The 14,208-nt window shown below is 59.4% G+C and carries 10 protein-coding genes and 1 pseudogene; 8 read left to right on the top strand and 3 right to left on the bottom strand.

Annotated elements, in window-relative coordinates; genetic code table 11:
* Nucleotides 1-13 precede the first annotated feature (13 nt).
* Nucleotides 14-352 (bottom strand): P-II family nitrogen regulator, encoded by a 339-nt coding sequence (locus tag G3580_RS18365; protein WP_173767980.1) that lies wholly within the window; start codon nt 350-352, stop codon nt 14-16.
* A gap of 49 nt (nt 353-401) precedes the next feature.
* Nucleotides 402-1,118, bottom strand: a complete 717-nt coding sequence (locus G3580_RS18360) for a TorF family putative porin (protein ID WP_173767978.1) — start codon at nt 1,116-1,118, stop codon at nt 402-404.
* Between the two features lie 313 nt (nt 1,119-1,431).
* Here G3580_RS18360 and G3580_RS18355 point away from each other — a divergent pair, with 313 nt between their 5' ends.
* The 4 genes from G3580_RS18355 to G3580_RS20415 all read left to right on the top strand — a co-directional run bounded on the left by G3580_RS18355 (nt 1,432) and on the right by G3580_RS20415 (nt 3,688).
* Nucleotides 1,432-1,695, top strand: coding sequence for an accessory factor UbiK family protein (locus tag G3580_RS18355; RefSeq protein ID WP_173767977.1), 264 nt, complete (start codon nt 1,432-1,434; stop codon nt 1,693-1,695).
* A gap of 14 nt (nt 1,696-1,709) precedes the next feature.
* Complete coding sequence (gene dusA, locus G3580_RS18350) at nt 1,710-2,759, top strand: tRNA dihydrouridine(20/20a) synthase DusA (RefSeq protein WP_173767975.1); 1,050 nt, start codon at nt 1,710-1,712, stop codon at nt 2,757-2,759.
* A gap of 66 nt (nt 2,760-2,825) precedes the next feature.
* Complete coding sequence (locus G3580_RS18345; protein ID WP_323847987.1) at nt 2,826-3,407, top strand: magnesium chelatase domain-containing protein; 582 nt, start codon at nt 2,826-2,828, stop codon at nt 3,405-3,407.
* On the top strand, nt 3,386-3,688 hold the full coding sequence (locus G3580_RS20415; protein ID WP_323847986.1) for an ATP-binding protein: 303 nt from the start codon (nt 3,386-3,388) through the stop codon (nt 3,686-3,688). Before G3580_RS18345 ends, G3580_RS20415 begins: the two co-directional genes overlap by 22 nt.
* Before the next feature lie 593 nt (nt 3,689-4,281).
* On the opposite strand, the gene G3580_RS18340 is transcribed toward G3580_RS20415, so the two are convergent.
* Entirely contained in the window at nt 4,282-4,578 is a 297-nt protein-coding gene (locus G3580_RS18340; protein WP_173767973.1) for a helix-turn-helix domain-containing protein, read from the bottom strand.
* A gap of 918 nt (nt 4,579-5,496) precedes the next feature.
* Between G3580_RS18340 and G3580_RS18330 the strand changes: the two genes are divergently transcribed.
* The 4 genes and pseudogenes from G3580_RS18330 to G3580_RS18310 all read left to right on the top strand — a co-directional run bounded on the left by G3580_RS18330 (nt 5,497) and on the right by G3580_RS18310 (nt 14,173).
* Complete coding sequence (locus G3580_RS18330) at nt 5,497-11,538, top strand: RHS repeat-associated core domain-containing protein (RefSeq protein ID WP_173767971.1); 6,042 nt, start codon at nt 5,497-5,499, stop codon at nt 11,536-11,538.
* 74 nt (nt 11,539-11,612) lie between these two features.
* Nucleotides 11,613-12,245, top strand: coding sequence for a hypothetical protein (locus G3580_RS18325; protein WP_173767969.1), 633 nt, complete (start codon nt 11,613-11,615; stop codon nt 12,243-12,245).
* 101 nt (nt 12,246-12,346) lie between these two features.
* A pseudogene (locus G3580_RS20180) lies at nt 12,347-12,936 on the top strand (transposase); the annotation flags it as partial.
* A gap of 77 nt (nt 12,937-13,013) precedes the next feature.
* Nucleotides 13,014-14,173 (top strand): IS3 family transposase gene (locus G3580_RS18310; protein WP_407670941.1). Its coding sequence is split into 2 segments (ribosomal slippage): nt 13,014-13,263 and nt 13,263-14,173, totalling 1,161 coding nucleotides; the frame shifts between segments, so codons are not numbered across the junction.
* The last annotated feature ends 35 nt before the right edge of the window (nt 14,174-14,208 follow it).

Raw genomic sequence — 14,208 nt, 5'->3', positions numbered from 1 at the left:
GTGGTTTTACTCCTCACAGTGCGTCGGGACCGGTTTCGCCGGTGCGGATCCGGATGGCCTGCACCAGATCGAATACGAAGATCTTGCCGTCACCGATCTTGCCGGTGGAGCCGGCCTTCTCGATGGCCTCGACGGCCTGGTCGAGGATCGCGGCCGGGATGGCGGCTTCGAGTTTGACCTTGGGCAGAAAGTCCACCACGTATTCCGCGCCCCGGTAGAGCTCGGTGTGGCCTTTCTGGCGGCCGAAGCCCTTGACTTCGGTCACGGTGATGCCCTGCACGCCGATGGCCGACAGCGCCTCACGCACCTCGTCCAGCTTGAAGGGCTTGATGATTGCAATCAGGTATTTCATGGCTGCTCCCTGTAATTGAAGAGGCGGGACAGCGTCCCGCCGGCCGGGATTAGAAGGACTTGGAGACCGAAACGATGAAGCGCTTGTCGGCCAGTTTTTCGTTGTCGACGTCGGTATCGACGTACTGAAGGCCGAAATCGAAGCCGCCGAAGTCCTTGCTCACCCCGACTTTCCAGTCGTTGTAGGACGTGCCGCTGCTGTGGGTGAAGTGCTGGCGGCCGATGTGGGCGTCCACCGTGATGCCGTAGCCCACCTCGTAGGACGCACCCAGGTCGTAGTAGCCACTGCCCTTGGAGTCGGGCACGCCGAACAGATTGGTGAACGAGTGGGAATACTTGAAGGTCAGGAACTCCCAGCTGGCGCCGACATAGCCCTCGAGGGTGTTGAAGCTCGGCTGGGCGGCATCAGAGACGCCGCTGCCCGGGTAGTAATACTGCAGCAGACCGAAATCGAGTCCGATCGGTCCGGCATTCATGGTGTAGCCGCCGTAGATGTCGACTTCCAGGCTGCTGTCGGCGTCCGCGTACGCGTCCTTGATCCAGGAGACGTTCGATCCCCACACGCCCGCGTAGAAGCCACTGGGGTGCGCGTAGTCGAAACCGCCCTGCAGGGCCATTTTTTCGTTGGTCTGGCTCCAGCCACGATACTGGTAGTCGGACACGAAGCCGACGTTGGCGGAGAACGGGCTGTCCTCGGCCAGGGCCATGCCGGACGCGCCGGCGAGCAGGGCAGCGGCCACGGCCGCGTTGATGATGGTCTTGTGCATGATTTCGGGTCCTCGGTAAAAAAGCTTGCGCAGACTCCTTAACAGGAACTGTGCCAGTTTTTTTAAATCGGAAAAACAATGGGTTGCGCGAGAATCGGTCGATATGTTGCGGCGCAGCGCACCGAGAAAAACCGTTGCACCAAATTGATGCACCGAATTGGTGCGCACATAAACGGTGCACCATTCGCGACAATTGTGAGCAGACGTTTCAGCGTCGACCGCGCGATCCGAGAGGCGCACGCAGCCGTGCAGGGCGGGCGGATTTGCGGGAAAATACGGCGCAGTTCGAGTCACAGACCAAGGAATCACCGCCATGAACCCGACCAGCTTCCTCGACCAGATCAGCGGCAAGCTGTCCGAAATCGCGGCCAACTCGCCTGCGCGGGACATCGAGAAGAACGTGCGCGCGCTGGCCACCAGCGCGTTCTCGCGCCTCGATCTGGTCACGCGCGAGGAGTTCGACCTGCAGGCCGAGATGCTGGTGCGCGCCCGCGACCAGCTCGCCGCGCTCGAAGTGCGCGTGGCCGAACTCGAAGCGGCACTGGCGCAGCGTGAGGCGCCGGGGCCGAAGGGGTGAACGGGCGCGGCCCGATGGCGGCACTCGACGGCCCCGCGGGGCCGTTTTCTTCGCGCACCGAAGGCGGCGATCCGGGATCGACGTGGTGGCCGCGCCGGGTCAGCGTCGCGCCCATGCTCGACTGGACCGACCGCTTCTACCGCTTCTTCGCGCGCCAGATCTCGCGCCGGGCCTGGCTGTACACCGAAATGGTCACCACCGGCGCCCTCATCCATGGCGACGCGGCGCGCTTCCTGCGCTTCGACGCCTGCGAGCATCCCCTCGCGCTTCAGCTCGGCGGCAGCGAGCCGGCCGACCTGGCGCGATGCGCGAAGCTCGCCGCCGAGTGGGGCTACGACGAGATCAACCTGAACGTCGGCTGCCCCTCCGAGCGGGTGCAGTCGGGAGCCTTCGGCGCCTGCCTGATGGCCGAGCCGGTGCTGGTGGCCGATTGTCTCAAGGCCATGCAGGACGTGGTCGATGTGCCCGTCACCGTCAAGCACCGCATTGGCATCGACCGGGTCGAGGACTACGCCTTCCTCGCGGACTTCGTCGACCAGGTGCACCGGCGCAGCGGCTGCACCGTGTTCATCGTGCATGCCCGCAACGCCATCCTCAAGGGCCTGTCGCCCAAGGAGAACCGGGAGATCCCGCCGCTCCGGTACGACTACGTCCACCGCCTCAAGCAGGCCTTCCCCGATCTGGACATCCACATCAACGGCGGTTTTCGCGGCTGGGCGGACATCCAGGCCCAGTGGGATCATGTGGATGGGGTGATGGTCGGGCGCGAGGCCTACCACAACCCGTGGATGCTCGCCGACGCCGACCGCCTCGGCTGGGGGGACGCCCGCCCGGCGCCGACCCGTCGTCAGGTGGCCGAGGCCATGGCCGCCTTCTGCGCCGCCGAAGTGGCACAGGGCGTGCCGCTCAAGGCGATGACCCGCCACATCCTCGGCCTCTACCAGGGCCTGCCCGGCGCCCGCCAGTGGCGTCGCATGCTCTCCGACGCCATGGCACTGCGCGAGAACGACGCCGGGCTCATCCTTGCCGCCTCCGACGCGGTCGAGCGACGCCTGTCGCGCTAGGCGCCGGCCGCGGCCGGAGTGAACAATGACAAAGACATGATGCGCGTGGCTGCCTAGAATGGCGCCATGAGTCTTGCCATCGTCCACACCCGTGCCCTCGACGGCATGGCCGCGCCGCCGGTCATCGTCGAGGTGCATCTGGCCAACGGCCTGCCCGCGTTCTCGCTGGTGGGGCTGCCCGACACCGAGGTGCGCGAGGCGCGCGACCGGGTGCGCGCCGCGATCCAGACCAGCCAGTTCGAGTTTCCCGCCCGGCGCATCACCGTCAATCTCGCCCCGGCCGACCTGCCCAAGGAGAGCGGGCGCTTCGATCTGGCCATCGCGCTGGGCATTCTCGCCGCCTCGGACCAGATCCAGCCGGCCGCGCTCGACGGCTACGAATTCGCCGGCGAGCTGTCGCTCACCGGCCAGCTGCGCCCGGTGCGCGGTGCCCTGGCCATGGCCCTCAAGACCCGCGACGCCGGGCGCGCACTGATCCTGCCCGGGGCCAGCGCCCGCGAAGCGGCCCTGGTGCGCGATGCCCGGGTGTTCAGCGCCGACAGCCTGCTGGCCGTGGTTGCCCATCTGAACGGTCACGAGGGTCTGACGCCGCCGGCGCCCCCGAGCGCGAGGCGACGCCGGCGGCGATGCCCGATCTGGCCGACGTGAAGGGACAGCTCGAAGCCCGCCGGGCCCTCGAAGTGGCGGCCGCCGGGGGGCATTCCCTGCTCTTTTTCGGCGCGCCGGGGACCGGCAAGTCCATGCTCGCCCAGCGCCTGCCCGGCATCCTGCCGCCCATGACCGAGGACGAGGCGCTGGCCTCGGCGGCGGTGCAGTCCCTGACCGCGGGTTTCGACGTCACCGGCTGGGGGCGGCGCGCCTACCGCTCGCCCCATCATTCCTCGTCGGTGGCCGCGGTGATCGGCGGCGGCTGTGAATTCCATCAATAAATCGGACTAAACAAACATAAGGCCGACTGGCGCTATGTGCGGATTCGGGTGTCACAAGAGGTGAGAGCTTTGCCGAACAGGCGAGATATTTCTGGAGCGGAAAGACGAAAAAACGCCTATGAGAGCCCTTTTCGTTTGATGGTCGAGTCGCCGGCGGCTACCTGAGCTCTCCGGTGAGGCTGACCCAAGAAACTGTCGTCCAATGCTTGGCACTCGAGCCACCGCTTCCGCTCTCAGTCCGGATGCCTACCGCCTCGGGGTGCCAATGGCAGGTTTCTTGTCGGACCAGCCGCTCCAGTGACGGGTCTGTCCGATTCCTGAGCGGCAGTTGATAGCCGGGGCCCGACATTGGACAGCCGAACCTCACACTGGCGGCAAACGATCGGGAGGAGCCGTTGAAGAGCGGGCCGTGGCGGTGAGCTACATCCCCGCGGACGCGGGGGAGCCAAGTTCGGCTGCCCTTCAGATGTAAGCATCCGGAGTAGTTGTGCTCGCCGCGACTCGTCGAAGTGGGGTGTGATCAGACCTTTTCTAGGGCATAGCCCTGCGGGCATGGCACTGCTTGAGGGCAGGCGATAGGTACCGTCGAGTTACTATTTGCTGTGATGGCCGTTGCGGGGAAGATCGACACCCTGAAGTAGTTGCACCACCATGTCGAGCTCATCGCTGGTGATCGACCCGAGCGCTTCGAGTGCCATCAAGATCTGAACCGGCGATTGCATCGGACGGCCGCTTTCGAACCGACTTCCGGCCGATTGGGTGACGCCATATCTTCTCCAGAAGTCCGTTTGGCTTTCTCCTCGCGTCTCACGGCGCTGCAGAGGGTTCAGGATGGCTTTACGTACGGCCGTGTTTCGGCCCTTCATCGGATTCTTGTGCTCAGTCGCCATATGTGTCCTCGTTTGGTTGTTGGGCTGAGGCCGATTCTCCCCCGGCTTGCGGCGTCGTTGTACCCGAGGTAGCCATACGGCGTTCGCTATGGGAATTCGCGTTGTTTTTGCAGAAGGCGCCATTGATCCGCGCTTGCCGATGTTCCGTAGTTGTCCGCCGACAACCACCTTTCCTGGGTTAGGCGCTGCTCTGAAGCACAGGCTTTGGCCGTGACTGGGAACTGACATCGGCTCTACTGTTGCCGAAACCCGAATTTCTTGATCTGCGTGGAGTGCCAACCTCCCGGAGGTGGGGTGGGGAGACCCTGCGCCGGTGAGGGAAATCTTCCTGTCCGATCGGAGTCTTATTGTTCCGCCGCCATCCGGAGATCCAAACATGACAAGCGTGTTTAGGAGTTTTTTTGACCTGTACCTTTAGGCCTAACGCGCTGCCAATTCTTTGGGTGTATACGTATAAATAACAACAAGATGACGTTCTTCATGTGGCATGTAACAATCATAAAAATAGCATATATCCATCGTGGTGAGTCAGCAACAAATATGCTAAAAGCGTGTTGACGTACTTCTCCAGACGCCTTAGATTCGCTCCGGAGTTGTTCATGCCATATGGATTCCATGGAGGCGACTATGGTTGCTGGAGCATTCTTCAAGCATTTCTTGCGGGCGCTATGCGTGGCGGCTTTGATGGCTTCCACAGCTGGTGCATTTGCGGGCGATGCAACGTATTCCTACGACACGCTTGGCCGTCTAGTGCAGGTCGTTTATTCGGACGGAACGACCGTCACCTATTCTTACGACGCCGCTGGTAACCGAACCAACGTTGTCGTCACAGGCGCTCCTTAAGCGCATGGCCGGCTCCCGGCCGCTTCTTTCTCGAATTCCCGGTTAATCCTTCGCGCGGACGCCTTGGAGGGGTCTATGACTTTTCGTCGAAAATTAATGACAATGGCATTGTCGATGGCTTTGCTGCCTATGGCCGCGAATGCCGCCCTTGAGCTTCAGTTCGACAGGGCGCCAGCAGCACGAAATGCGGCGGCGGGCCCTCGGGCGACGCAGCCTGGTATCAATCGTGCGGTATTCTCGATTGCGACGAGCGAGGAAGATGCGCGCGCGGCGAAAATCCGGGAGCGCGAAAATGGCAAGAAGCAAGCCGCCAACGGAACCTCGATCGTTGTGGTCGAGCCGACCTATCAGGCGCTCCGGGCCTCGGGCGACAACGCTCCGGTAGGTCCGGGCTCCATTGCAGAATTGGCTCGAGCGCTCAAGGGCGATCCCGATCTCATTTACGAGTACGTGCGCAACAACGTCGAGTTCTATCCCATCTGGGGTGTTCAGAAAGGCGCGGTCGGCGCCATCCTTGACAACCAAGGCACCGCGTTCGACCAGGCCGAGCTTATGGTCGAGTTGTTGCGTCAGTCGGGATATACCGCCAGCTACGTCAAGGGGCGCATCAATCTGACCGCGGCTCAGGTTCAGGAATGGTACGGCGTCGACGTGAGCAACACCTGCGGCGTTGCGAATCTGCTGGGGAATGGCCAGATTCCTGTCTCGGCGATCTACATCGCAGCGCCGGGAAGCTGCCCGAGTTCGCCTCCGCCACTGCATAGCGTCAAGATCGACCACGTATGGGTGAAGGTGAACATTGGCGGAACGGATTACGTTTTCGATCCGAGTTACAAGCCCCACACGCAAAAGGCAGCGATCGATCTGGCGTCGGCAAGCGGATACAACGCATCGACCTATCTGAGCTCAGCGAAAAGCGGTGCGACGGTGACGACGGACTACGTTCAGGACATCAACCGAACGAACATCCGTAGCAACCTCACCACCTACGCGAACAACCTTGCAACCTACCTGAGGGCGAACAAACCTGTCGCCGATCTTGACGATGTGATCGGTGGAAAGATCATCATGCCTCACGATGGATCCCAGGTTCGTCAAACGACACTGCCGTATCAGGACACGAGCGTCACGCCGACCGTCTGGACCGGAGACGTTCCAGCGAGCTACAAGCCGACGTTGCGCGTTCGCTATGCAGGGATCGATCAGACATATGCATCGGATGCGATCTACGGTAAGCGCCTTTCGATCACCTACAACGGGTCGAATCAGCCGGTGTTGAAACTGGACGGTGTGACTCAGGCAACGGGTAGCGCGGTCACCCCCGGAAGCGTCGGAACGGTGACGTTCAACGTCGTGCACCCCTACGCGCAGACGTACGCGAATCAGAACTTCACACAGCAGATCAAGGCCGGTGGTACCTTCGTCATCGGGAACGCCTGGGGATCCTCCGGGCGTGGTGTCGTCGAACACCACCATGCGCTTCTGGCCGATGCCAAGGCGAGCGGCAATGCGGACGACAGCGAGGTAGTGCTCGGCTCCAGCCTCGCCGTTCTCTCGTCCGCATGGATCGCCCAGACCAACCATTCGGACTACATCACCGACCGCCTCGCCAAGACAAACACACTGTTCCACCATCAGGTGGGCATCGCAGGATACAACACGGCTCCCTATGTCGACCTTCCGGGCAACATGCTCAGTGTGGTGAGTGAGGAGGCCGACGCCGGCAAAGAGTCGGCGGTGTTCTTCAGCTCGACCATGCGTTCGAGCATCTTCGAATCGACAGCGGTGCAGCAGACTGCGGACGTCAGCGCAGTGTCCACGGTGAAGCTGGTGGATATCGCTGCCGCCGCAGGGGACAAGATCTACGATGCCCGTTCGACCAACTACACGTCGGTCGTCCAGCCGGCCTTGGTGTCGTGTTCCCCTTGGCTGACCAACTTCCAGAACGCTATCAATGCCGGGCATCGCCTAATCTTACCCACTCGTTGCAACCTTTCCGAAGGGTCTTGGAGTGGTGCGGGGTATTTCGACATCTACGTGGGGAGCAGCTCGTCCAGTATTGGCGCGATCATAGGTGGTGGGCTCGCCGGAGGGTTCTCTACGACGACATGGTCCGCTGGCCAAACATCTAACCAATCCTTGGAGAATTCATATAGTCCAACTCTTCTGGAGTATGGTACCGACACTCACTACGGTGATCCTATCGACGTTGCTAAGGGGTACTACCTTTATGCTCGTGAGGACATGCTCTCCGGGTTAGGTGCGTTTCCGTATTCGCTTGGTTTTGAACGTATTTACAGTTCTGGCTTACGGACGATTTCTGGGCCACTTGGTCGTGGGTGGACCCACAATTTTGCCTCCAGCGTGAAGATTGGGCATGACGGTTTTCAGGGTATGGGAGAAGACTCCGCCCTGGACGCTGTCGGCTCGATTGTTGAGCACATGGTGGCGTTGGATCTACTGAGTGATACAGCGAAACCCATTGACAAGATGGTGATTGCAACTCTCGGGCAGCGTTGGTTCGGCGATCAGCTGCTCAATAACACGGTGATCGTAAAGCAGGGCTTGAATGGCGAGGTGTTCGTCAAACTTCCTGACGGCTCCTACAACCCGCCGCCGGGAAATTCGGCCAAGCTCATCAAGAACGTCGACGGAACGTACTCTTACGAGACTGCGTATAAGGCGAAGCTGAATTTCGATAGCACCGGTAAGGTGGCGACCTATGTGCATCCGAGCGGAGTGCAGGTGAAGTTTACCTACTCAGGGAACGACCTTACTAAAGTCGAGAACAGCTTGGGCCGCGTATTGAACATTACCAACGTATCCGGCCGCGTGACCCAAGTTGGGGACGGTTCCCATACGATTCAGTACGCCTATGATGCCAATGGCAATTTGGTGACTTTCACCGACGCGTTGTCCGAGGACACGACCTTTTCCTACGACCAGCCTGGCCGATTGTCTCAGGTATTCTATCCAACTCGTCCGACGACTCCGTTCCTCACGAACGTGTTCGATTCGCTTGGTCGAGTCCAGAGCCAGACAAATGCTAATGGTCAAACGTACACCTACTATTTTGCAGGCTCTCGTTCCGAAGAAGTGGCGCCAGACGGAGAGAGCAAAGTTTCGTATCTGGACGCCCTAGGGAAAGTGATCAAGACCGTTGACGAGTTAGGGCGGGTGACTACGAATACTTATGACGCCCAGTCTCGTCTGATCAAGACGGTTCTGCCGGAGGGGAATAGCGTCGAATACGCTTATGACGACGCGCCTTGCGCCGCGCAGAGTCGCTGCACACACAACGTGAAGACGATCAAGCAGATCGCGAAGCCGGGTTCGGGTTTGGCCACGTTGACGAGCAGCTTCACCTACGAGAGCGGTTTCAATAAGGTCGCTACTGCTACCGACCAGCGTGGTAACACGACCACTTATACCTACACCGCGCAAGGCAATCCTCTCACGGTGACTTCACCGGCAGACTCGTCAGGTGTGCAACCGACGACGACCTACGGATACACCAGCTTCACACCCAGCGGTTTTCCGGCGTTCTACCTCCAGACGAGCCAGACGACCAAGACAAGCTCGAGCAATTCGGTGGTCACGAACTCCACCTATCTAGCTGCCAACAAGTATGTGCCCCAAACAACCGTCCTGGATTCGGGGTCAGGCAAACTCAATCTCACGACGACATACACCTATGATGCGGTAGGTAACCTGACAGTCGTCAATGGCCCACGTACCGACGTGACCGATACGGTCACCAATACCTACGACGCCGAGCGTCGCCTGGTCACCAGCACCGACGCTTTAGGCAAGGCTACGGTTAGAGCTTACGACGCCGAGGGGCGCCTTGTTCGCAGTTCCGCTCAGATCGGCACGCAATGGCTGGTGACCTGCGTGAGCTACACGCCAACGGGTAAGGTTTCCAGGCGCTGGGGGCCTGCCCAGACGGCCTCTTCCTCGACCTGCCCAAGTGCCGCGGCGCCAGTCAAAGTAACCGACTACACCTACAACAATCGGGATTGGGTCAGTCGTGTCACCGAAAATCTGACGACTGCCGAAGGTGGAGACCGGCTCACCGACACGAGCTACTTTGCTGACGGTTCTGTCGCTACGGTCGAGCGTGCGGTGGGCACGGGTTTGGCCCAGACCTATGCCGCCTATACCTACACCGACAACGGCTTGGTCAAGTCCCTAGAAGATGCCAACGGCAATCTGACCACGTACGAGTACGACGGGCATGACCGCAAGATCAAGACTCGATATCCGGACAAGGTCACAGCGGGGGTCTCCTCGAGTACCGACTATGAACAGTACGGATATGATGCAGTCAGCAATCTGACGAGTCTGCGCAAACGCAACGGTCAGTCGGTCACCCTCGCCTATGACAATCTAAACCGCCTCATCTCGCGCACCTATCCCACGAGCGCGGACAACGTCAGCTTCGCCTATGACCTTGTTGGCCGACGTACAGCGGCAAACATGACTGGCGGCAGCTATGCCGTCAGCTACCAGTGGGACAATGCCGGCCGCCTCGTTTCGACGACGGCAGGAGGGAAGACTCTCAGCTACCAATACGACGCGGCAGGTAACCGAACGCGTACCACCTGGCCAGAGGCGAGCACGTTCTATGTGACCACCGCTTTCGATGCGCTGAATCGTCCGACCGCGATCAAGGAGATGGGCACGACGAATCTGGCTACCTACGCCTATGACGATCTGTCCCGCCGAACCACAGTCACCCTCGGCAATGGGACGACCACCACGCTCGGATACAACGCACAGGGTGTGTTGGCTTCCCTTGCGCACGATCTGACCGGGACGACGGCGGATGTCACCTACACCTACACCCGCAATCAGACGCAAGAGCTCACAAAGCAAATTTGGAGCAACAACGTCTATCAGTGGAGTGGTGCATCCAACGGAACTCAGGCTTATTCCAGCAACGGACTGAACCAATACACCAACGTCGCCGGCAGCTCGATAGCCTATGACCCCAACGGCAACCTCTCCGGGGACGGTGTCTGGTCCTACGGCTACGACTTGGACAACCGACTGAAGAGCGCCAGCAAGACCGGTTATACGGCGAGCCTTGCCTATGACGCTGAAGGGCGCCTGCGCCAGACCACGCTGGCGGGTATGGTGACCAACCTCCTCTATGACGGAGTGGAAGTGTTGGCCGAGTACAACGCTTCCGGGACGTTGTTGCGTCGCTATGTGCACGGCCCGGGCGTCGATGAGCCCATCGTTTGGTACGAGGGCTCGGGAACGATCAGCAAGACCTGGTTCTACACTGACCACTTGGGGAGTGTTGTGGGGCAGGCAGACGCGAGTGGATCCAATACGGCGACATACAGTTACGGGCCCTTTGGCGAACCGAACACAACTACTGGTACCCGTTTCCGCTATACCGGGCAGCAGTATCTGAGTGGACTGAACCTGTACTACTACAAGGCGCGTTTCTACTCCCCGGCGATAGGACGGTTCCTGCAAACCGACCCGATTGGATATCGTGACGATCTAAATATTTACGCCTATGTCGGCAATAGTCCGATCGGGATGAATGATCCAACCGGTTTGGCTGCAAACCCCGTGGCTACATTTATTCGCCAAAGCGCCAAATATCTCGGTGTAAAAGCAGCTGGAGCTTCTCTGAGGGCGGCAAAGCAGCGAGCAGTCGCCGCAGCATGGAAGATGGAGCGGCAACTGGTGGATAAAACTGGTAAGGGTACAAGAAGCTGGACCCGTGCGCAGCGTGAAGAGCTATTGGAGACAGGGAAAGTCAAAGGGTTTCATGGTGACCATATCAACAGTGCAAGCGGGTCGCCGACGATGGCCGGCAATCCGGACAACATTCAATTCCTGACGGAAGCAGAGCACATTGCGCGCCACCAAGCTGCGGGGGGGACGCAAGTCCCTGTCTACGGGGAAATCGTTGATCGTACTGCAGGAGGGACTCTGCCGCGATTGGCCGACAGAAGCGGATATTCAATAAAAGGTGCTGCACTCGGAGCGGCTGCTGCTACGCTTAGTGGCGTGGCGAGTGCTGCAGAAGTCGCAGGAGATGTAATGGATGCGATTTCACCTTTTGGAATATTTCATTCCGAAGGTCTAAAGTAAGAGCGTGGTGGCCGTCCTTCCCATGTTAGGATGGCCATCTTATCGATTGCGGATGAATACGGTTCGGAATATATATGAGTGACCATTTTATTGATAATATTATTAATAAGTTGCGTCTTTTGGGGGATGTTGGGAGCAGAAAATTAGACGATGGCACTCTACTTATAAATGAGAATTTAAATCGGAGGCCTGGAGATTCTCCATACTGGCATGTCTTTTATGCGCCTCTCAATGATGGTCAGATAGCAAGACTAGAAAATCGTATTGAGAGAAAATTGCCGATTCAGTTGCGTGATCTCTTGCATCACTCGAATGGCGGCCTGCTGTTTCAGGATTCCTTTAGCTGGCAGGGGCTGCGTGAAGGGCATATTCGAGACCCCGATGTTTGGTTGCCTGTGAGTATGGAGTGCGGCAACGTAGTGGATCGCCCCCTTGAACAGGATTCAGGAAGAGCACGCTTTGCCGATAATGGCAATCAGATACGTTTTGGTATATATGTGGAGTTTGATTCGGAAGTAATGATGCGCTTGGATGGTGATCCACGGGTGTATGCTGTTCCGAGGTATAGAATTGGCCCTGCAATATATGAATGGAAAAATTTAGAAGAGTTTTTTGTTTCTGAAGTTGACCGAATGATTGATCTGTCAAAATCGGATGAATATTCTGGGAAATTTTTTAAACCTATTCCTCCCCCTTGGATGGTTTGAGATATAGAGGTGGCCCAATTCGTTTGAACACGATGACCTGCATCCCCGTAGCCATACCACCGATTTGGAAGTAAGGTCCGTTCAACTGGAGCAGGACGGACATGAGAAAGAGTCGATTCACCGATCAGCAGATTATCGGATTTCTGAAGCAGGCTGAGGCTGGGATGCCGGTGGCCGAGCTGTGCCGGCAAGGCGGTTTCAGCGACGCTACGTTTTACAAGTGGCGCACGAAGTTCGGGGGCATGGATGAGCAGGAAGCCCGCCGGCTCAAGGAACTGGAAGCGGAGAACAGCAAGCTCAAGAAGCTGCTGGCCGAGGCGCACCTGGACATCAAAGCACTGAAGGTGGCCTTCAAGGTAAAGCGCTAGCCCCACAGGACAAACGATTGGCGATCGCTTCGATACTGTCGCAAGGCGTGGTGTCGGAGCGACGCGCGTGTTCTCTTGTGGGGCTCTCTCGTGATGCCTGGCGCCATCCACCCCAGCCCGATGAGCGTACGCAGCACTTGATGGGCCGCATCGTGGAGGTGGCCCATCAGCGCCGCCGGTTCGGCTATCGGCGCATCCATGATCTGCTTCGAGGCGAGTTTCCCGGCACGAATCACAAGAAGGTCTATCGACTGTATCGTGAGCAGAATCTGACGGTGCGCCGCAGGGGCAAGAAGCGTCGCTGCGGCCAGCGCCAACCCCTCGTGGCGCCATGACCTGCCCCCCCGTAGCCATACCACCGATTTGGAAGTAAGGTCCGTTCAACTGGAGCGGGACGGACATGAGAAAGAGTCGATTCACCGATCAGCAGATCATCGGATTTCTGAAGCAGGCTGAGGCTGGAATGCCGGTGGCCGAGCTGTGCCGGCAAGGCGGTTTCAGCGACGCGACGTTTTACAAGTGGCGCGCGAAGTTCGGGGGCATGGATGAGCAGGAAGCCCGCCGGCTCAAGGAACTGGAAGCGGAGAACAGCAAGCTCAAGAAGCTGCTGGCCGAGGCGCACCTGGACATCGAAGCACTGAAGGTGGCCTTCAAGGTAAAGCGCTAGCCCCACAGGACAAACGATTGGCGATCGCTTCGATACTGTCGCAAGGCGTGGTGTCGGAGCGACGCGCGTGTTCTCTTGTGGGGCTCTCTCGTGATGCCTGGCGCCATCCACCCCAGCCCGATGAGCGTACGCAGCACTTGATGGGCCGCATCGTGGAGGTGGCCCATCAGCGCCGCCGGTTCGGCTATCGGCGCATCCATGATCTGCTTCGAGGCGAGTTTCCCGGTACGAATCACAAGAAGGTCTATCGACTGTATCGTGAGCAGAATCTGACGGTGCGCCGCAGGGGCAAGAAGCGTCGCTGCGGCCAGCGCCAACCCCTCGTGGCGCCAGATGCGCTCAACGCGGTTTGGAGTCTGGATTTCGTCAGTGACGCACTGGCCTGCGGGCGGCGGCTCAAATGCCTGACGGTGGCCGATGACTTCAGCCATGAGTGCATCGACATCGCGGTCGATCATTCGATGCCCGGACCTTACGTGACCCGGGTGCTGGATCAGGCGGCCCGGTTTCGGGGCTATCCACGGGCAGTGCGTACGGACAATGGGCCGGAATTCACCAGCCGGGCCTTCATGGGCTGGGCGCTGGCACGAGGTGTTGAGCACATCCTGATCCAGCCGGGTAAGCCGGTGCAGAACGCGTACATCGAGAGCTTCAACGGCAAGTTTCGGGACGAATGCCTGAACGAGCACTGGTTCGAATCGTTGGCTCAGGCACGCGAACTGATCGGCATCTGGCGCCAGGACTACAACGAGGTCAGACCCCACAGCAGCATCGGCCGGATACCTCCGGCCCAATTCGCCGCCCGTCATCGCCAGAGCTCTGGCGATGACGGGCAAACCACAACCGAAGCACAAACAGCTATCGTGTTAAATCCCGGACCCGCTTCCAATTGACTGGTATGCCGGCAGGGGGCAGGTCACGCTGGGGA

This window comes from Nitrogeniibacter mangrovi, assembly GCF_010983895.1.
GTDB classification, from domain to species: domain Bacteria; phylum Pseudomonadota; class Gammaproteobacteria; order Burkholderiales; family Rhodocyclaceae; genus Nitrogeniibacter; species Nitrogeniibacter mangrovi.
This window is presented reverse-complemented; position numbering and strand designations above follow the sequence as displayed.